The 19,408-nt window shown below is 65.8% G+C and carries 13 protein-coding genes; 1 reads left to right on the top strand and 12 read right to left on the bottom strand.

Translation table 11 applies throughout. The features are described from left to right. Nucleotides 1-351: 351 nt before the first annotated feature. Nucleotides 352-915 carry a hypothetical protein gene (locus ABD05_RS31035; RefSeq protein WP_047904012.1) on the bottom strand — a complete coding sequence of 188 codons (564 nt, stop codon included), beginning with the start codon at nucleotides 913-915 and terminating at the stop codon, nucleotides 352-354. A 222-nt stretch (nucleotides 916-1,137) separates the two neighbouring features. On the opposite strand from ABD05_RS31035, the gene ABD05_RS31030 reads away from it, so the two are divergent. Next, the gene (locus ABD05_RS31030) at nucleotides 1,138-3,606 is read left to right on the top strand and encodes an AsmA family protein (protein WP_047904011.1); all 2,469 of its coding nucleotides are present in this window, start codon (nucleotides 1,138-1,140) and stop codon (nucleotides 3,604-3,606) included. A gap of 233 nt (nucleotides 3,607-3,839) precedes the next feature. Here the strand turns inward: ABD05_RS31030 and ABD05_RS31025 are convergent, their stop codons facing one another. The 11 genes from ABD05_RS31025 to ABD05_RS30980 all read right to left on the bottom strand — a co-directional run bounded on the left by ABD05_RS31025 (nucleotide 3,840) and on the right by ABD05_RS30980 (nucleotide 19,351). Then, nucleotides 3,840-4,841, bottom strand: coding sequence for a hypothetical protein (locus tag ABD05_RS31025; protein ID WP_047904010.1), 1,002 nt, complete (start codon nucleotides 4,839-4,841; stop codon nucleotides 3,840-3,842). A gap of 436 nt (nucleotides 4,842-5,277) precedes the next feature. Next, on the bottom strand, nucleotides 5,278-5,556 hold the full coding sequence (locus tag ABD05_RS31020; protein ID WP_047904009.1) for a hypothetical protein: 279 nt from the start codon (nucleotides 5,554-5,556) through the stop codon (nucleotides 5,278-5,280). A 690-nt stretch (nucleotides 5,557-6,246) separates the two neighbouring features. Then, nucleotides 6,247-7,230 (bottom strand): ABC transporter substrate-binding protein, encoded by a 984-nt coding sequence (locus ABD05_RS31015; protein WP_047904008.1) that lies wholly within the window; start codon nucleotides 7,228-7,230, stop codon nucleotides 6,247-6,249. After that, a complete protein-coding gene (locus ABD05_RS31010; protein ID WP_047904007.1) occupies nucleotides 7,223-8,080 on the bottom strand; it encodes an ABC transporter ATP-binding protein in 858 nt (285 codons plus the stop codon). The genes ABD05_RS31015 and ABD05_RS31010 overlap by 8 nt, the downstream gene beginning before the upstream one ends. Next, on the bottom strand, nucleotides 8,077-9,147 hold the full coding sequence (locus tag ABD05_RS31005) for a FecCD family ABC transporter permease (protein ID WP_082146302.1): 1,071 nt from the start codon (nucleotides 9,145-9,147) through the stop codon (nucleotides 8,077-8,079). The genes ABD05_RS31010 and ABD05_RS31005 overlap by 4 nt, the downstream gene beginning before the upstream one ends. Next, nucleotides 9,144-10,193 (bottom strand): FecCD family ABC transporter permease, encoded by a 1,050-nt coding sequence (locus tag ABD05_RS31000; RefSeq protein ID WP_238594220.1) that lies wholly within the window; start codon nucleotides 10,191-10,193, stop codon nucleotides 9,144-9,146. Before ABD05_RS31000 ends, ABD05_RS31005 begins: the two co-directional genes overlap by 4 nt. After that, the gene (locus ABD05_RS39360; RefSeq protein WP_274521921.1) at nucleotides 10,190-10,312 is read right to left on the bottom strand and encodes a hypothetical protein; all 123 of its coding nucleotides are present in this window, start codon (nucleotides 10,310-10,312) and stop codon (nucleotides 10,190-10,192) included. Before ABD05_RS39360 ends, ABD05_RS31000 begins: the two co-directional genes overlap by 4 nt. Beyond that, a complete protein-coding gene (locus tag ABD05_RS30995; protein WP_238594219.1) occupies nucleotides 10,312-12,624 on the bottom strand; it encodes a TonB-dependent receptor in 2,313 nt (770 codons plus the stop codon). The genes ABD05_RS39360 and ABD05_RS30995 overlap by 1 nt, the downstream gene beginning before the upstream one ends. Nucleotides 12,625-13,158: 534 nt before the next feature. Beyond that, a complete protein-coding gene (locus tag ABD05_RS30990) occupies nucleotides 13,159-14,172 on the bottom strand; it encodes a FecR domain-containing protein (protein WP_047904006.1) in 1,014 nt (337 codons plus the stop codon). Between the two features lie 3 nt (nucleotides 14,173-14,175). After that, nucleotides 14,176-14,703, bottom strand: coding sequence for a sigma-70 family RNA polymerase sigma factor (locus ABD05_RS30985; protein ID WP_047904005.1), 528 nt, complete (start codon nucleotides 14,701-14,703; stop codon nucleotides 14,176-14,178). 286 nt (nucleotides 14,704-14,989) lie between these two features. After that, entirely contained in the window at nucleotides 14,990-19,351 is a 4,362-nt protein-coding gene (locus ABD05_RS30980) for a thioester reductase domain-containing protein (RefSeq protein ID WP_082146301.1), read from the bottom strand. Nucleotides 19,352-19,408 lie beyond the last annotated feature (57 nt).

The raw sequence follows: 19,408 nt of genomic DNA, 5'->3' as shown, positions 1-19,408 counted from the left end.
GGAATGCTCGTGTCGGACAATTGGATTGTGTATACATGCGCGAACGCATGCCTCCCGCTTTCAACGCAACAAGGTGCTCGAGAGTTTGTAACGACTCCACCATTTCCTGCGACGATTCAATGCGAAATTTAGTGGGCACATTCTAACGCGCTCGCATGCATTTCCGGTCCGTCTCCTCGTAGGTGGATGCCCTGATTCGGAAACGTTACCATTGATCTAAATTAAGCAACCATGCCAAATGGTGTGAATATATAAATCACTCTATATTTCACATATATCAATCGATACCAGTCATTTTTGAAGATTTCAGATAATACAGGTGAATGTTTTTTTCGAAACATTCTGCCGCGTTCATTCGAAATCCTCACCCTCGCTGTATCGCCGGAGAGAAACGGCCAGTGCATCGACATCGCTCTGATAGCTTGAAACGACATTCGCCCGCTCCGGAAAACGTTCGCGTTGCAACGACAGCGTCTCCAGGGCTGCGGCATGACGCCTGACAAGCTGCCCGCGCGTCACCCATTCGTCATTTCCGCCGGTGCAGGACGCCTTGATGTGCTTCAGCACGCCGTCGCCGAGTTCCTTGAACGGCGCGTGCCCATTGATGAATTCTGCGTAGTGCCCCGAGAAAAACCGCTCCCACTCGTTCCCATCCGAGTCGCGCCGAAACGCGAGGATATGCCCGTCGAGATCGACCATATAGCGATAGGACACATTCTCATGCGCGTCGGGTGAAGTCAGCTCGGCAGACCTGTTCGCCCGATGAAATCTGTCGGCGAGCGACCCAGCACCATCGGTCAGATGCGCGGCAAGGAAAAACCGGGCCGCGCCGGATGGGCAGCCGCTCCGAGGAATAAAGAACGTTGCATGGCCGCCGTGCTGCAATGCGAGCGTGTCAGTCGCGAGTATGGTCATTACGATTTCCGCTCGATCCTCATGAAGACGATCGGCACCTGGACGCCATTTCCCGGATCACTAGTCTGCGGGCGCAATCTCAGTAGCAAGCGATATGCCATCGCGATGCATCCGACTCGCCTGCCTGGTGACAACGCTGAAACAGATCGGCTGGCCGATCGAATGCATTCGGAAACACGAATTGCGCTATCGTTTCGGTGAAGCCCAACCCGGGAGTGAAAGATGCGCAACGGCCATACCGTCGGCAAGGTGGCCGCGTGGCTCGCCGTCGTCGTTGCCCTGACGATTGCCGCGGTGTTCGTCTTCATCGCGACGTTCGACTGGAACCGCGCGCGCCCTTGGGTCGATGACAAGGTATCGGACGCGATCGGACGGCAGTTCGCCATCAACGGCGACCTGCGTGTCGGATGGCACCGGCCCGTGAGCGAGCATGGCTGGCGCGCCTGGGTGCCGTGGCCGCGATTCAGCGCCCGCAATGTCACGATCGCCAACCCGGACTGGGCGCGCACGAAGCATTTCGCCACGCTCGACGCGATCAGCTTCGAAGTCGAGGCGCTGCCGCTGATCGCGCGCCGCATCGTGATTCCGGCCATCGACCTCGTCAATCCGTCCGTCGACCTCGAACGCCTCGCGGACGGGCGCGTCAACTGGACGTTCCAGTTCAAGCGTTCCGATCGTCCGGGCAAGTGGACGCTCGACCTGCACGATATCGCGTTCGCCACCGGCAAGCTCCGCTATTACGACCAACAGAAGCAGTTCGACCTGAGCGGCGTGATCGACACGCTCGGCAAGCCAATTGCGTTCGGCGATGCGTTGAAGCAGCAGGCGGCGCTGGCGCGCAGCGAATCGGCGCAGACCGTCGGCCAGGAGGGCCAACAGAAACTCGCGGCACAGGTGCACCACGATTCGGCACGATCCCCGGCGCCCGTGTCGGGTATCGATGCGGCTTCCCGCGCATCGGCAGCGGCGTCGCAGGCAGTGGCCGCGGCGTCGCAAGCGTCGGCCGCGATATCCACTACCGCGATCGCTCCGGCGGCATCGGCTGCGTCGAGCGCGTCCGCGACAGCGGCGTCGGGCGCGACGGCCCCGGCAGCGTCCGGCGCGTCGGCAGGTGCTGCGCCCGCGGCGTCCGTCAGCGCGGGCGATTACACGATCGGGTGGACCGTCGACGGAACCTACAAGAAAGGGCACGTCGCCGGCAATGGCAAGATCGGAAACGTGCTGGGGCTGCAAGGCGTTCAGCGCCCGTTTCCGGTCCAGGCCAATTTGCGCTTCGGCGATACGAAGCTGGCGCTCGTCGGCACGCTGACCGATCCGGCACATCTGGCGGCGGTCGACCTGCGACTGTGGCTCGCGGGCACCAGCATGGCGCACCTGTACGACGTCACCGGCATCACGCTGCCCGAGACCCCGCCCTATGCGACCGACGGACGGCTGATCGGGCAATTCCGCGCGTCCGGCAATGTCTTCAAGTACGAGGACTTCACGGGTCGTGTCGGCGGCAGCGATCTCTCCGGCACGCTGGTGTACGTTTCGCGCGAACCGAGGCCGCTCCTGTCGGGCACGCTCGTGTCGAAGGTGCTGCGGTTCGCCGACCTCGCGCCGCTCATCGGCGCCGACACGAATGCCAGCAAGGCGCGCCGCGGCGCGGCGGTCGCGCAGCCCGCGAACAGGACGCTGCCGGTCGAGGCGTTCCGCACGGAGCGCTGGAAAAAGATCGACGCCGACGTCCGGTTCACCGGGCAGCGCATCATCAAGTCCCCGAGCTTGCCGATCACCGATCTGACGACCCACGTCGTCATGCAGGACGGCGTGCTGACGCTCAACCCGCTGAACTTCGGCGTCGCGGGCGGCACGCTGGCGTCGAACATCCACCTGGACGGCAGTGGCACGCCGCTCAAGGGGCGGTTCACGCTGCAGGCGCGGCACCTGAAGCTGAAGCAGCTATTCCCGACGTTCGCGGTCATGCAGACGGCGCTCGGCGAAGTCAACGGCGATGCCGCACTGTCGGCCGCCGGCAACTCGCCGGCGGCGCTCGCCTCAACGGCCAACGGGGAAGTGAAGACGCTGGTCACGGACGGCACCGTAAGCCTGGTGCTGATGGAAGCGGCCGGGTTGAACGTGGCGAACGTGGTGTACGAGAAGCTGTTCGGCGATCGCGACGTGAAGATCAACTGCGCGGCGGCCGATTTCGTGGCCACCAATGGCGTGCTCGACTCGCGCGTATTCGCGCTCGACACCGAAGATGCGGTGATCGGCATGAACGGTAACGTGAACTTGCGGGACGAGACCATGAACCTGACGATTCGTCCGCATACCAAGGGGTTCCGGGTGATATCGCTGCGCTCGCCGCTGTACGTCACCGGCACCTTCAGGCAGCCTCACGTGGGCGTGAAGCCGGAGGCGCTCATCGCGCGCGGCGGGGCGGCGGTGGCGCTGGGCCTGCTGAATCCGCTCGCGAGTTTGCTCGCATTGCTCCAGCCGGGCCGCGATCAGCCGCTGCCGTGCAAGCAGATGCTGACCGACATGGAGCAGCGCCCGACCGCGCCGCCACCGGGAATACGAAAGGAGAAAAAGGCTGCACCGGCGTATATGGGTGCGGCGCCGCCTGCTTCACAGGCACACGCGCCGGCGAAGGTCGAACCCGAGCAAGCGACGCGCGCAGGCCGTACGACCTCTCCCGGCCGGTAAGGCAGCAGTATTCGGGATCGGACGGAGACGTCGGCCCGCTGCGTCGAGCAATGGCGGCATGGGAGCGTAACGGCCCGGCCGCGCTCGAACGCGTCGCTCGGGTCGGCTTCCTGCGCCGAGCGCGAGCACATCGCAATCGATCGGCAAGGACTTCCACGACAGGGGCCAGAGGTCAGCCCCTCACTGACACGAAGTTAGCATAATCGTCAGGATTCCTGTACGTCCCTCCCACCTCAGAAATTATGGGCCAATCCGATCATGAACATGTCCTGGTCCGTGTTGTTGCCGGTCGCGACCCGGTTGAAGCGAAGATTCGCAGTCCAGTCCCTGGTAAATTCATAGCCAACCTGCGCGCTGAAAAGCGCAGCAAGCTTCATCCGGCTAGACGGCGCACTCTTGTCGTATGCAAGATAGGGGCCGACTCCGGCACTGAGACTCCATCTGCTCAAGATCGGCGCAACGTACCAGAGTTGGGCTGCGGCGCCCCTTCTGGCGGCGACGTCGTTGACGCCCTCGTAAACGAAGCTTGCCGAATATGCCCAGGCAGTGCCGATCGGCCGTTTGAGCTCGACCAGGTAACCCTTCTGGATCGGAACCCTCGGCCGGTTCGTTTGCGAGGTTCCGGCCCAGACGCTCAGCTGAGTCCTGCCGTCGGAAAGCGACGGATGAGGGTCGCCGCCGAATCCCGAACCGATGCCGAACAGCACCGCATCGGATGAGTGGCCGCCCGCCATCTGAACACGGTTGTACTGCGCCTTGAGGTAGATGCCATTGGGCGTAAGCTCGTAACGCAACGCCGCCGACGCGCGGATCCCGAGACGCTTTTCGTTGTGCGCCCCATCACCGACGTGCGTCGTGTTCATGCTGAAATACGGGCCCGCCGCAAACTCGAGCGCCGTCCTCCCGCCAAGCGGCAAGCGCGCCGCGCCGAGCAGCGCGAAACCGTCGCGATGGTTGTCCGTCGGATGGCCTTCGTTCAGGTAGGCGACGAACACCGACGCGTAATCGTTCAGTGCCTGGCCGAAGCCGATTTCATAAGCGCGCCAGTGCATGTTGCCGCCCTCGCTCGCGCGGCCATTACCATAAACGGCGTACGCGTCGAGTGTGTGTTGCCCCGGGCCGAGCCCATTCGACGGACCCGGCGCGCCTTCGTCGGCATGCGCAAAGCCCGCAGCAGCCAGGCCAACGGCGGCGACGAAAGCAAAACGGAAGCGAACATCAGAGTGTTTTCCCATTCCGGCACGCTCCAGCAATAACAATGGCAACAGACCAGAGGATCGGATCGCGCCGCGATTTGCGGGCACCGGAACCCCTGGTGCCTTATAGCGCGAGCCGCGAGCGCTCACGCCTGGCCACCTCTCCAACGGCAGTCAGACATACCGCTTGGTGGCCTGTGCCGCCGGCCCGACAGCACGCCGGGTGGATGTCGAGGTTGCCATCACGGCCATGTCGAGGTTGCTTCGGGCGACCTGGACCGCCTGTTGGCCGGTTCGTTGCAGTGTTGCGCAAAGCGCGTTTGGCGGCAATCGCCGAATCCAGCGACGCGCTGGCGGCCTCGGAGCCGGCGGGCGCACCTTTCGCGACGTCCGTCACCGGCGTCCTGACTGATCGATCCGGATTTACCGGATCGTCTTTTCTGGAAACCGCGAGCGATCACGCAGCGGATGGCCGTCAAGTGCCGGCGGCGAGACGCGGGCCCGCGCCAAGCGGAATTAACTCGGCTTCAGGCCGTGGCGACGGCAGTGCGTGTACCCAAGGATCGATGCCCTGCTGCTGCACTTCTTCGAGAAACGCAACGCGTGTGCTCCAGTAGCTTGCTCGCAATTTCGCATCGATGACACGCTGCTCGGCAGCGAACAATTCCATGCGAGCAGTCACCAGCATCGACGCGGCAGTTTTTTCCGGCGTCGGGGCGTGACGCAGCGCCCACCGGCTGATCCAGTTCACCATGCTGCCCCCCGTGAAAACGAACGGACCCGGATTGGGCAATCGCGATCGGCCGCGCGCCTGTCTCGCTGCATCGCGGCCGCCACCGAACGTCACCACCCAGGTTCCAGGCGCCATCGACACCCCGTATCGATGGCGATCGCCGCGGCATCCGCGCGCGGTTTACCTATCCTATGAACACTTTCCGGTTTGCGCGATTCGGGTTTGCATCCTTCGACACGTTTCATTGTTGAATCCGTGCATCGCACATGCGACTGGCCATTTCCATCAGCGATCGACGTTTTTTTGCTACGGAGGAACGGGCGGCGCATCGTCGACCGTGCGCGCATTGGCGTTGCGGCGGCGCACCGCCGCTGCCCGGCATGCCGCAAGCGGCTGCGATGGCGATGGCGACGTGCGGGTGCCGGGAGCCAGGACTGGCGAGGCTTTTCGTTCCGGCCCTTGAGATTCGATTTCCATCGTCCGGGCGCGGACACCAAAAATGCGGAAGTCGCGAAGCGGCGTCACGCGAGCACTGACGGATCGCTGCATCACCCCACGCTCCGCTGAAGCGCATTGCCTCAACGCATCTGGAGCGCGAGAAATCCGGATCGCCCCACCCGACATCCCGGTCGTTGTCAGACCGTTTTGTGTCCGTACGCGCAAACGCACCGGCAAGATCTCGTCGCGACCGTCACGCCCCAGGACCGCGCATCAATCCGCACGTGTCAAATAGGATGACGCGATCTCCCGCAAGTCCGGCGGCGCGAACCAGCCCGGATGCAGGAACGCGGCCGCTTCAGCCAGCACGGCATGCCGTGCAATCGGTCCGAACGATTCGATCCAGTGATCGCCCACGCTCACGATCCTCACCCTGCGCGTCGAAACCAGGTGCTGCCAGACCGGGTTCTTCTCGAAGCCGCGCCGACCGCTGTCGTCGTAGACGAAAATCGTGTCGGGCTTCGCGAGCAACAACGTCTCGAGGCTCATCTGGAACGCCGTATTGTCGCGTTGCGACGGCAACGGATTGCGTCCGGCGATGTTGACGCCGCCCAGCGCATTCAGGAGCGAGCAGGTCATGTTCTCGTCGTAGAACGCCCACGGCGCAACCCCCGCCCCCCAGACGAACAGGTAGCGCGGCGCGGCGCGTGATGCTGCACGCGCACGGAATCCCGCCAGCACATCGGCGAAGCGCCGGTTGAGCGCGGCAGCAGCCTCGGCACGACCCAGCGCTGCGCCGACGAGCGCGATACTGCGGTCGCTGTCGGCGCCAACCTCGATATCGAGCGCAAGATACGGCGCGATCTGCTGAAGCCGCGCCGCGTTCGCTTCGGTGTAGCGCCGGATCGCAACGATCAGATCCGCATGAGCGCTCGCCAGCAATTCCAGATTCGGACTCGCGCGCTGCCCCAGGTCGATCACGCGATCCATTCTGTCCAGCAGATAGGCGGGCCGCCGGTCGCGCACGAGAAACGTCGACGCGATCGGCTGCACGCCGAGCGCCAGTGCAGTATCGGCGCCGAAGTACGAAATCGCGGCGAGCCGGCGCGGCGCAGCATCGAAGCGCAGCGTCGCGCCGCGATCGTCGACGACACTGTACGGCGCCCCCGGCACCGCCGCGCGAACGGGCCGCGCGAGCACCGATGCAAGCGAAGCCGGCAACGCGAACGACAGCGTACGGCGCTTGCGATCAATCATCGCCGGCCGCTCCGATTGACGACACCGCGTCGCGAACGGGCGGCCCCGCATCGCCCTCCCCGCTGCCGGGTGCGGCATAACCGAGCGGATGACAGACAGGCACGCCGTCGCTCGCACCATGCAATCGTTCGCTGCGCACATGGAATACATCCGCAACGAACGACGGCGTCAGCACGTCGACCGGCGCGCCGTCGGCAACGAGCCGCCCGTCACGCATCACGATCGCCCGATCCGCAAAACGCATCGCCTGGTTCAGGTCGTGCAGCGACATCACGAGCGTCAGCCCGAATTCCTCGTTGAGCCGCCGCAGCGTCTGCATCACGTCGAGCTGATGGCCGAGGTCGAGATAGGTCGTCGGTTCGTCGAGCAGCAGAATGTCCGCGCGCTGCGCGAGCGCCATCGCAATCCATACGCGCTGACGTTCGCCGCCCGACAGCGCGACGAGCGCACGATCCTGCATCGCGGCCAGCCCGGTCATTTCCAGCGCCCATTCGACTGCGTCCCGATCGTCGTCCGTTTCTCCGCGCAGCCAGTTCCGGTGTGCGAACCGTCCGTGGCGGACGAGCGCCTGCACCGTCAGGCCGGACGGAATGTCCTGGGTCTGCGCCAGGAACGCGATGCGTCGCGCGAGCTTGCGACGCGGCCACTGCCGCAGCGGCACGTCATCGAGCAACGCATCGCCGTCGCGCGGCGCGAGCAGGCCGGCCAGTGCGCGCAGCAGCGTGCTTTTGCCCGAGCCGTTCGGACCGAGCAACATCGTGATCCGGCCGGGCTCGATCGACAGCGACAGCGTGTCGACGATGCGGCGCGGGCCATATCCGAGCGAGAGATCGCGGGCAACGAGTGTCATCGTGAGGAGCGGGACAGCAGATAAAGAAAGAGCGGTGCGCCGAACAGCGCCGTGACCGCTCCCACGGGAATTTCGGCCGGCGCAACGACGACGCGGCCGGTCAGATCCGCAAGCGCCGCGATCAATGCACCGCAAAGGAGCGCGAACGGCGCCTGCCGCGCGAGCGAACCGCCCACGGCCAGCCGCGCGAGATGCGGCGCGATCAGGCCGACGAACGCGACCGGACCGGCGATCGCAACCGCGCAGGCGGCCGCGAAGCCTGCATAGGCGATCGCGACGAGGCGCCAGCGTTCGACGTTCAGGCCGACACTCGCTGCCGCGTCGTCGCCGAGCGACAGCACCTGCACCGCCGGCAACACGACCGGCAGCAACGCGATCGTCGCCGCGGTCCACGGCGCGAGCAGCAGCACGTGTTGCCAGCCGCGCGCGTAGAGGTTGCCGGCGAGCCACGTCAGCAGTACCTCGATGCGGCTCGAACCCCAGCCCGCGAGGATCGTCATCGCGACCGCATACATCGCCGCGCTGACGGCGACGCCCATCAGGATCAGCCGAAACGGCGCCGTGCCGTCGCGCCATGCAAGCGCGTAGACGCCCAGCGCCGCACCGATGCCGCCCACCTGCGCGACGAGCGGCATCCACGTGATGTCGTACGCGTCGAGCCGGCTGCCGTCGAGTGACCCCGCGAAGTTCGCGACGAGCAGCAGCAGCATCACGCCGAGCGTCGCGCCGGACGACACGCCGATCGCGCCGGGCTCCGCGAGCGGATTGCGCAGCGCGGTCTGCAGCACGAGCCCGCTCGCTGCCAGTTGCGCGCCGATCATCAGCGCAAGCAGCACGCGCGGCATGCGCAGCTCCCACATCACGAAGGCGACGTCGCGCGCGCCGTCACGCTGGATCAGCGCCTGCACGGCCGACGTCAACGGAAAGTCGGCCGCGCCGAAACACACCGACAGGACGACCGCGAGCATCAGGATCGCCGCCCACCCTGCGCCGTGCGCAAACGTCCGCCACCTCGCGATGCCCGGTACGCGCGTCGTACGAATCGGCCGGATCGGGACGCCCGTCATGTCGATACGCCTTCGTCGCGGCGAATCATCGCGATCAGCAGCGGGGTCGCGACCAGCGCGGTCAGGAAGCCGACCGGCAGTTCGCGCGGCGCCGCGACCGTGCGGGCGACGAGATCCGCTACCGATACGAGCAATGCGCCGCCAAGCGCCGTCACGGCCAAGGTTCGCCGATAGCCGCCGCCGAGTGCGACGCGTGCGAGATGCGGCACGCACAGACCGACGAAGCCGACCGGCCCCGCGATCGAAACGACCGACGCAGACAAGGCGACCGCAATGCCGCCGAGAATCAAGCGCCAGCGCAACAGGTCGAGGCCGACGCTCTGCGCGGCTTCGTCGCCGAGCGCAAGCGTGTCGAGCACGCGTGCGCCGGCAAGGGCGGCAACGAGACCTGCGACGGTCCACGGCGCGACCATCGCGACCTGCTGCCAGCCGACACCCGCGAAGCCGCCGGCCAGCCAGTAGAACAACGGCCCGGCCTGCGGCCCCGCCACGATCATCAGCGAAATGACACCCGCGCTGCCGAGTGCGGCAATCGTCGTTCCGGCCAGGGAGAGACGCAACGGCGACAGCCGTGCGCGCCACGCCAGCGCGAACGTAAGCGTTGCCGCGATGCCGCCGCCGGCCAGCGCCACGAACGGCAGCATGCCTGCGGTCCGGGCCGGCGCCAGTACGGTCGCTGCGACGACCGCGAGCGCGGCGCCGCTGACGACACCCGTCAACGTCGGGTCGGCCAGCGGATTACGCGTGATGCCCTGCATCAGCGCGCCGGACACCGCGAGGCTCGCACCGACCATCAGCGCCGCGATCAGGCGAGGCAGACGCAGCGCGTACACGATCTGTGCGGCGGGCGTGTCGCCGCCGCGCAGCGCATCGAGCGCGACGGCAGGGCCGAGCACGAGGTTGCCGGCACACAGGCTCGCAAGCGCGATCGCACCGATGCCGACGATCAGCGCGAGCGCGATCACGCCGACACGCGCCCGCCCCCCGGACGCCGAACCCGGCCGTGAAATGCGCAGGCGCTTTGCCGCCACGGGCCGTTCGTTCACGATCGTGTCGCTCCGGCCTGTTTCACCAGCGCGCCCGGCCGGCACGCGAACTTGCGCAGCAGCATCGTCGCGGTGGCGCCCTGCCCGCTCGCGAATGCGACCAGATTGACGGCGTCCATCACAGGTCGGTCGACACCGACAGCCAGAACGTGCGCGGCGCCCCCGTGAACAGATACCCGGTCGGGTTCGCCTGCCAGTAGTCGCGGTTGAACAGGTTCGTCACGTTCGCTCGCAGCGTCACGTCGCGGCCGGCCACTTTCGTCGTGTAGCGACCGCCCAGATCGAAGCGCGTCCAGCTCGGCACGTGCTGCGTGTTGTCCTGGCTCACGTAGGCCTTGCCGGTGTAGATCATCCGGCTCGTCAGCGTGACGCCCGGCACGAACGGCGTATCCCATTCCGCGCCGAGCGTGGCCTGCAGCGACGGCGCGCCGACCGCATGATTGCCGTCGTACACGCCACCCTGCGTGCGGCGCAGCCGCGCATCGAGCCACGTGACGCCGCCCAGCAGGCGCACGTCGCGCGTCACTTCGCCGAAGCCGGACAGTTCGAGACCGCGATTGCGCTGCAGCCCGTTGAGGCTGAACAGCTTGCTGACCGGGTCGACGATCCCGCTCGGCACGTCGATCTGGAACAGCCCGAGCGTTGCGCCGAACCTGCCGAGATCGAGCTTGGTGCCGACTTCGTATTGCTTCGACTTGAACGGCGCGAACACCTGGTTCGGGTTCGCCGCGTCGGGCGGCGGCGCCGAACCGGGCGTCAGCGCCTCGATGTAATTCGCATAGAACGACAGCTGGTCGAGCGGCCGGACGACGAGCGCGACGGACGGCGTCGTCGCACCCTGGTCGTAGTGCGACGTTTCCGCGCCGGACGTGTCGAAGTTGCGGCTGCTCACCTGCTGGCGACGCACGCCGACCGTGAGCTGCACGAGCCCGCCGGCGGCGGACAGCGTATCGGCCACGCCGATGCTGCGCAGGATCTGCGCGCTGTCCTTCGCTTCGGGCGACACCGAGACCGGCGCCCCCGGCCCGGCGAGGCGGGTCGGCATGTAGATGTTCGTCGCGTAGCTGCCGTAGGCGGTCTGACCGAACCACGTCGTCTGCTGCAGGTAGCTGCTGCTCACGACGAGCTGGTGATCGATCGGGCCCGTCTTGAAACGCGTCCGCGCCCCCGTCTCGGCCGACAGCGCATGCGACGCGCCCGACTGGTATCTCGACGTGGACCTCGCGTCGCCCCGCGCATTGATGATCGTCGCGCCCGGGTCTTCCAGCTTGTCGAAGCCAAAGCGGTTCATGCCGACCGCGCCGAACAGCGTCACGTTCGACGACAGATCGTACTCGGCGCGCCCGAGCGCCGTCAGGCTGTGGGAATTCGAATAGGAAAACGTCTGCGCGAGATTGGTCCGCGAATTCGGCGCCTCCGGCACCGCGATGCCGGCGATCGGTGTGTAGCCGCGCACCGGTGCCCGCATGAAGTCCTCCTGGTAGATCACGTCGCCGGACACGCGCAGGCGGCGGCCGCGGTAATCCAGCCCGACCGACAGCGACGTGTTGCGCCGCGATTGTTCGTCGATCGGCGTGTCGCCTTCGCGGTGGGCCGCGTTGACGCGTACACCGAACTCGCCGTTCTGGCCGAAGCGCCTGCCGATGTCGGCATGGCCGCCGAACACCGAGCTCGACGCGTATTCGGCGGTCAGGCGGTTGAGCGGCGTGTCGTCGGCACGCTTCGTCACGACGTTCACGCTGCCGCCGACGCTGCCCTGCGGCATCATCCCGTTCAGCAATGCACCCGGCCCCTTGAGGATTTCGACCCGTTCGACCGGATCCGCGCCGACGCGATAGGCCGGCACGAGCCCGTACAGGCCATTGAGCGCGATCTCGCCGTTCTCGACACGCAACCCGCGAATCGTAATCGCGTCGTAGCGGTTGGTGCTGTCGATCGCCGCACGGACCGATGGATCCGTCGTGGTCAGCAGATCTGCAACGCTGGTCGACTGCTGGTCGCGGATCAGCTTTTCCGTATAGCTCGAGATGCTGAACGGCGTGTCCATATAGTCGCGATTGCCGAGCAGGCCGACTTTCGCGCCCTGTGCCACCTGCCCCCCCGCATAAACCTCGGGAACCGCGTCATCGATCCGCTTGCCGAGGACCTTCACGGCCGGCAGCACGGCGGCTTCGGCACCTGCCGCCGCGGCAGGAGCCGGGCGCAGCGAGAAGCTGCCGTCGGACTGCTGCACCGGCTCCAGGCCCGTGCCGCCCAGCAATGCCTGGAATGCACCCTGTACCGAGTACGTGCCATGGACGCCCGCGCTGGTCTTCCCGGCCGTCAGGTCGCCGGGCACGCTGAGCATCACGTTGGCCTGATCGGCAAGACGGTTCAGCGACGCAGACAGCGGGCCGGCCGGAACGTCGTAACGCCGGGTAGCCGCTGGCACCGCCGCGCCGGCGGCAGACTGGGCGGACGCCACTTGCCACGCGCCGCTCCCGGCGAGCGCGATGCCGACAACGGCACAGCGCACGGCGTGCGCAGCGGGACGGTGCGCGGTGCGCATCCGTGCGCCGCTGCGCACGGGCAACGAAAAATCGGGATTCGACGAAAACGACGGGCAATGCATCGACGGCATTCCTTGAGAATGAAGTGACCAAGGGGAGGTCCATCGCGCGTCTAACAGAGCCGGATACCTTGGCTTGATAGCGGCCGCGCCCGGTCGTTCGGGCGGCGCCATGCTGGCTGCGACTGTCGCCATCGCGACGGTGCCTGTTTCCGGGCGGAAGCAGGCACCGTCAGGCCGGAGCAGTTGCCCCGCCTGATGGCGCCGGGTCGGCGTTCAGAGCACTGATTGATCTCCGAATGGTCCTCTTTCATCTGTTAATCGGATGACGCCCGGAAACGCGAACCAGAACCGGAGTTTTTTTGCCGCAGGGCGAGATACGCTCCGAAGCCCGGACTCGGGCCGGCATCGCACCCGTCACCGGGCTTCGATCGTGACCCACCACGGCAACGTGCGACGTACGCGGATCGGCAGGTCGCGTTCCAGCATCGCGAGCATCTGGCCGGGGTTGTCGGCAGGGAAACGGCCGACGACGCGAATGCCCGCCACCGCCGGATCGACGCCGATGTGCCCGTGCTGATAGCGATCCAGTTCGGCGATCAGCGCGTCGAGCGTGACGTCGTCAGCCAGGATCACGCCGCGCGACCACGTTTCGCGTGCGGGATCGACTCGCTCCGGCGCGTCGATCGCATCCGCCGTGAACTGCCGCTGCTGACCGGCCTGCACGATTTCGACGTGCCCGGCCAGGTTGCGAATCTCGACCCGGCCGTTGAATACGGCCAGCAGCGTGCGCGCGCCGGATTGCCGTACGGTGAACCGGGTACCCAACGCCTGCATCCGGCCATTCGGCGTGTCGACGAAGAACGCACGCCCCTGACTGTCCTTGGCCGTATCGATGAGCATTTCGCCCATCGTCAGCGTCAGGACCCGCTGGGTGTCGTCGTAGTGAACGTCGAATGCACTGTTCGTGTTCAACCACACTCGCGTGCCGTCGGCGAGCTGCACATCCCGTCGCTCGCCAACGCCGGTGCGGTAATCCGACCGCCATGCCATGACGCGGGCCGGCAGCGGCGTGAAACGCCAGGCGAGCCAGCCGGCGAGACCGGTCCCGGCCAGCGCCGCGAGACTGCCCAGCACGTGGCGCCGGCTCGCCGAACGTGTCGCGGAAACGTGCACGGCTGCTGCGGCAGCATCGCGCTCGCCCTGGCTCTCGCTCCTCAGCGGCGCGAATCGACGGCTGACCGCTTCGACATGCGCCCACGCTCGCCGATGTTCCGGCCGCTCTGCCAGCCACGCCGCCCACGCGCCACGATGCTCGCTGCTCCCGCCATCGGCGTGCAGCAGCGCAAACCAGTTGGCGGCTTGCTCGAGGCTTTCGAAATCGGCCTGGGTACCGGGCTCCACGGTGGAGGAAGACGACGAGGCGGCCATCGGTCAGTGATTGATGCCGGCGTCGACCAGGGCCAGCTGCAGCATCGCCTGAGCGAGATACTTCTGCACCATGCGAGCCGATACACCGAGTTCGTCGGCGATCTCGCGAGTGGACAGGCCATGAATCTGCGCCATGACGAACGCGTCCCTCGCTTTGTCCGACAGCCGGCTGATGAGCGCGCCGATTTCCATCAGCGTCTCGATGACGATCGCACGGGATTCGGGCGAAGGCTCGCAGGGCTCCGGCTGCGCGGCGAGCGCATCGAGCCACGCCTGCTCGACCTGCCGGCGGCGGAACAGGTCGATGCACATGCCCTGCGCCATCGCGCGCAGGTAGGCCCGCGCCTCGGCATCGCTGTCGAAGCGCTTCGGCACCGACTTGAGGATCAGGCGAAGAAATGCGTCCTGGGCAAGGTCCGCCGCATCGAAAGCGTTACCCAGTCGCCTGCGCAGCCAGCCCTGCAACCAGGCATGGTGGTCGCGATAAAGAGCCTGCACATCGTGATACACGGCGAGTTGGGCGACGGACATGGAACAACCCCTTCGGCTTTAAAGGCGAGAGACGAGAAAGAAAATGCGAATCATTACTATTTATAAACCAATTCAACTGGTTAACGCAATATTTTGAGATTGGAGGTTCCATGGGTTCGCGCGAGTCGATGAATCCCGACCATTGCGGCGATCACGCCCGGCGACGCAGGCGTGGCCCGCAGACCGGCCCGTCCCGACCTGCTTGCCGCAAGCCCGCGATCGCCGGTTGCAGGCATCGATCCTCGAAAAGGCGCGCCGGCGCGAGCTGCCGACGCGCCCGAATTCCTCACGCCGAGGCCAGCTTCGCGTGTGCCCGTTCGAGAAAGCCCGATTCGTAAAAGTAGTCGAAGAAGGTGCGCAACCAGTCGTTCGTCGGCCGCAGGCTCGATGCCAGCACGCCGCCCGCGAGCCGCTTCAGTTGCGTGACGTCGATCGGCAGAATGCGCCCGACCGTCGGATCCGCGGCAGGGTTCAGCTTCTTCAGCACCGGAATCAACATCGACAGCGGGTGCGACGGGTCGCGTCGTACATGCTCTGCCAGTGCGGCAAGCCACGCGTCATAGCCCATCCGCTCGATCGGGAAGCCTTCGTCCTCGATAAAATCGACCAGTGCATCCAGCGAGTTCCAGCGCGGATTGATCACGTGCACCCCCTGCCCCGCAGCAGTCGGCTCGAGCGACGCGCTCACGATGATCCGGCTGACGACGTCGACAGGCAGGATGTTGTCGAACCCGACGTCCCGAGGTGCCTTTCCGAACAAGATGATTCCCTTGATCAACCGGCAAAACAGATCGTCCAGGTTCATTCGTCCGCTCTCCGAATGTCCCACGATCCGCGCCGGACGATACACGGTGACGGGAACGCCGCGTGCGTGCGCCTGAACGAGCAGTTGCTCGGCGACCCATTTGCTCTGTTCATAGCCGCTCGTCAGGTGTTCGTGGAACGGCACTGCAAGCGCTTCCGGCAATGCATCCGAATAGCGATCGAGCGTACCGACCGTCGACACGTAGTGAATCGGCGTCACCCGATGCAGGCTCGCCAGTCTGATGATGTCCTGGGTGGCCAGCACGTTGACCTGCTTCAGCGTCGCGTACGGATAGACGAAGTTGACCAGCGCCCCATTGTGGTAGATCGCATCGATTTCACTTGCGAGCGCCTCGAATGCTGCGGTCGACAAACCCAGGTTCGGTTCACCGAGATCACCCGGCACGGCGATGATCCGATGCGCGTGCCGCACGTCCCACAAGCCATGCGACTGCATTGCGGCCTCGATGCGCCGTACGCCGGCGACCGGATCGTCGGCACGGACGACGCACATCACGCGAGCGTCGGTCGTCGCGAGCAGCGTGTGGAGCAGGTGCACGCCGAGGAATCCCGTGGCGCCGGTGAGCAGCACGGTGCGATACGGTCGCCGGGCATACGGCTGCCGTGTCTCGATCGCCGGATCGAGCTGCGCTTCCCCACGCAAATCGACGGGCGGCATATCGCGATTCAGACTGCCATTCGCGATACTGGCGGCCAGGCCGGCAATAGTCGGCGCGGCGAGCAGCGTGTCCATGTCGATCTGGTGCTGCAGCCGCTCGTTGATCTGATACAGCATCACGGTTGCCTGAAGCGAGTCCCCGCCGAGATCGAAGTAATTGTCGTGAATGCCGATCCGCTGCTGCTTCAGCAGGATGCGCCAGATCTCGTGAATCGCCGTTTCGACCACGTCCCGAGGCGCCACATGACCGTCATCCCTGCGGATCTCGACGTCACCGGCAAGCAACCTCACACGGTCGATGGTGCCGTTCGGGGAGCGCGGCAGATCCGCAACGGCGAGGATCGCGCCGGGAGACAGTTCCGGCACGCCGCGCCGGCCGACGAGCCGGCGCGCGATATCCGCCGCGCCGACGGCAGCACTGTCGTGGAAAAGTACAACCTCCCAGTCGCCGCCATCCGAGATCCGCTCCACGAGCGCGACCTCGTCGATGCCCGCGATGCGCGCGACGTCGACTTCCAGATCGAGCCAGCCTACCGTCATCAGTTCCGCGAAAGCGCCGGTGTCGGGCAGTTGCGCATGGCAGCCACGTTCCGTGTGCCACGCGTCCAGCGTGGTGCGCAGACACGCACCGTTGCGCGTGACGATCAGGTTGTCCCGGTCCGCCTTGCCGTTGCGCAGCATCAGGTCCGGTACGGAATGTCCCGTTACGACCAGCTTGCCGAGTGCGTCCACGCCCGCCGGGTTCAGATGCGTGTCCGCAACGAATACCGTGCTGCCGGCAGACACCGCACCCGTTTCGAATCCGTCGGACACGTCTGCCGACAAGACGGCATGCGGAATCGACCACGCCGGCCAGCACAGACGTCGGATGCGCTGCGCGTGCGGCGCGAGCTCGGCGAGCCTGACCGCACCCTGTCGCGTCAACGAGCGTGCGTCGGCTATCACCCAGTCCGCACGGATCCCGTCTCCCGACAGGTCGGCGGATGCGATCGCGAGGTGGCGCGTCGCCTCCGGACTCAAGACGACGCTGTGCCAGTGCGTATCCGCGAAAGCCGCCCGCTGCAGAAACGCCGGATCACCGGCGCTCGCAATCTGGCGGAGCGACAATCCTGCACTCAGTGCCCCCAGTACCGTCCACAACGCCGTGTGCGACAACAGCCCTTCGCCAAAGGCGACATCCTGCGACGCACCCGCGGGAAACGTCGCCGAGAACACGCGCGCCGCTTCGACGAGTTGAGCATGCGTGTAACGCAGGACCCGCCAGTCACCGGCGGCGTCGCGCCGCAGCAACGAACAGGCCCCCTGCGCCGGATCCGCATGGTCTTCCATCGTGCCGTCGATCTGACCATACATCGGGTCGCGCTCGTCGAACACGTAGCAGACGACACCCGTCAACGGCGTATGCCGGACGGTGGTCACGCAGCTTCGCAGCGGCTCCGGACACCAGCTGAGATCGGTAACGGCGTCGAACGCGGACGATGGCAGATCAGGGTCGGCGATCACGCAATCGACGCCGTACATCAGTCCGGACAGCAGCAGCACGAGCCCAGAGACAGGGTCGTCGCACGCGACCAGTACGCGTTCGCCCGGCCGATAGCCGAAATTCCGCCATTGATAAACGGCGCGCTGAACGCGATCCGCGAGCACGCCGTACGTGACACCGCGCGCATCGCCCGGCGACTGACGGTCATCCAGCGACGAGAACGCGATTCGATCCGGCATTCGGGTTGCGTGCCGGGCGATAGGTGCGTACAACGTCGCGTCGCCGATCGCCGATTGCGCAGGCTTCTCCCGGGTCGGCCCTGCAACGAGCGACGACGGCACGTCGAGTACGAGATCGCGAACTTGACGCGGTGTAGCGTCGATCAGGACCTGGAGCAGCCGACGGTATTGCTCGGCGACGCGTTCGATGAACGCGGCGTCGAATCGCGCAGTGTCATACGTCAATTGAAACGTCAGCGTATCCGTCGGCAATACGATGAGCGCCAGCGCATAACTCGTTTCCTCGACCGCACGCGGGTCGTCGATCCGCAGCCCGCAACTCGCCGCGAGCCGATCGAACGCGTCCCTGCCCGGGTAGTTTTCGAACACGTAAAGCGTATCGAACAGCGATTTCTGGCGTGACACCTCGCTGCAATTCAGCACATCCGCGAGGGCGCTCTGCGCATGCTGCTCCAGCGCTTGCGTGTCCGCCTGCAAGCCTCGCAACCAGGTCGCCGTATCGAGCTCGCCGTCGAGTCTGGCACGCCAAGGCAGCGTGTTGATGAACAAGCCGGCCATCCGCTCGATGCCGTCCACATCCGCCGTACGCCCCGATACGACGATTCCGCTCACGATGTCGTTGCTGCCGGCATAACGTGCGAGGAGCGTCGCCCACGCGCCCTGGCATAGCGTATTGAGCGTCACCCGATCGCGGCGGCACGCGCGGGCGGCAGCCTCCATCCACGCCTTCGGCATCGTGCCGGTCGATACCGCGAGCGTGCGACGTGCGTCCTGGTCGACCGTGGGACGTGTTGCCGCCGAAGGGACGACCGACGGTGCGAATCCTGCCGGGGTGCGATAGCCGCGCAGCATGTCGCGCCAATAATCGAGTGAACGAGCGCTGTCGTGCGTACGCAACCATGCGACATAGTCGCGAAAATCCTGTGTAACGGCGGGCAGCGGCACGTCCGGACGCGCATAGCGCTGAAAAACCTCGCCGAGCAGCAAGGGCATCGACCAACCGTCGAGGATCGCGTGATGATAGGTCCAGAGGAATCGATATCGCGCGTTACCGAGCACGATCAGCGTGACGCGCATCAGCGGGGCCACGCCAAAATCGAAGCCTCGCGTGCGATCGCTGGCCAGCAGAAGTTCGAAGCGACTCGCTTGTTCATCGGCCGCATGGTCACGCCAGTCGATCACATCGAACGGCAATCCGACCGTATGCCGGACGGCCTGCAACGGCTTCTCCTCATGCAGGCGGATGAACAACGTCTTGAGCGTGTCATGGCGGTGCACGACGGTTTCCCAAGCACCCCGGAATCGCTCGACGTCGAGTGAACCCTCCAGCACGCAGGAAAATTGCTCGACGTAGATGCCGGACGCCGGATCGAGCCGTGAATGGTGGAGCATGCCTCGCTGAAGAGGCGTGAGATAGTAAATGGTGTCGACGTTTCGGGTCATCCTGAATTCCTGGTACGGTCATGCTCGACGAACGCGCCGTACGGCGCGTCGCCTCGT

Source organism: Burkholderia pyrrocinia, from assembly GCF_001028665.1.
Classification (GTDB): Bacteria; Pseudomonadota; Gammaproteobacteria; order Burkholderiales; family Burkholderiaceae; genus Burkholderia; species Burkholderia pyrrocinia.
Note: the sequence above shows the minus strand (reverse complement) of the source record. Positions and strands in the feature narration are given on the sequence as shown.

Coding starts and splice junctions, on each gene's coding strand:
- ABD05_RS31035 (WP_047904012.1), bottom strand. CDS start 915: ATGACCATACTCGCGACTGACACGCTCGCATTGCAGCACGGCGGCCAT.
- ABD05_RS31030 (WP_047904011.1), top strand. CDS start 1,138: ATGCGCAACGGCCATACCGTCGGCAAGGTGGCCGCGTGGCTCGCCGTC.
- ABD05_RS31025 (WP_047904010.1), bottom strand. CDS start 4,841: ATGGGAAAACACTCTGATGTTCGCTTCCGTTTTGCTTTCGTCGCCGCC.
- ABD05_RS31020 (WP_047904009.1), bottom strand. CDS start 5,556: ATGGTGAACTGGATCAGCCGGTGGGCGCTGCGTCACGCCCCGACGCCG.
- ABD05_RS31015 (WP_047904008.1), bottom strand. CDS start 7,230: ATGATTGATCGCAAGCGCCGTACGCTGTCGTTCGCGTTGCCGGCTTCG.
- ABD05_RS31010 (WP_047904007.1), bottom strand. CDS start 8,080: ATGACACTCGTTGCCCGCGATCTCTCGCTCGGATATGGCCCGCGCCGC.
- ABD05_RS31005 (WP_082146302.1), bottom strand. CDS start 9,147: ATGACGGGCGTCCCGATCCGGCCGATTCGTACGACGCGCGTACCGGGC.
- ABD05_RS39360 (WP_274521921.1), bottom strand. CDS start 10,312: ATGGACGCCGTCAATCTGGTCGCATTCGCGAGCGGGCAGGGCGCCACC.
- ABD05_RS30990 (WP_047904006.1), bottom strand. CDS start 14,172: ATGGCCGCCTCGTCGTCTTCCTCCACCGTGGAGCCCGGTACCCAGGCC.
- ABD05_RS30985 (WP_047904005.1), bottom strand. CDS start 14,703: ATGTCCGTCGCCCAACTCGCCGTGTATCACGATGTGCAGGCTCTTTAT.
- ABD05_RS30980 (WP_082146301.1), bottom strand. CDS start 19,351: ATGACCCGAAACGTCGACACCATTTACTATCTCACGCCTCTTCAGCGA.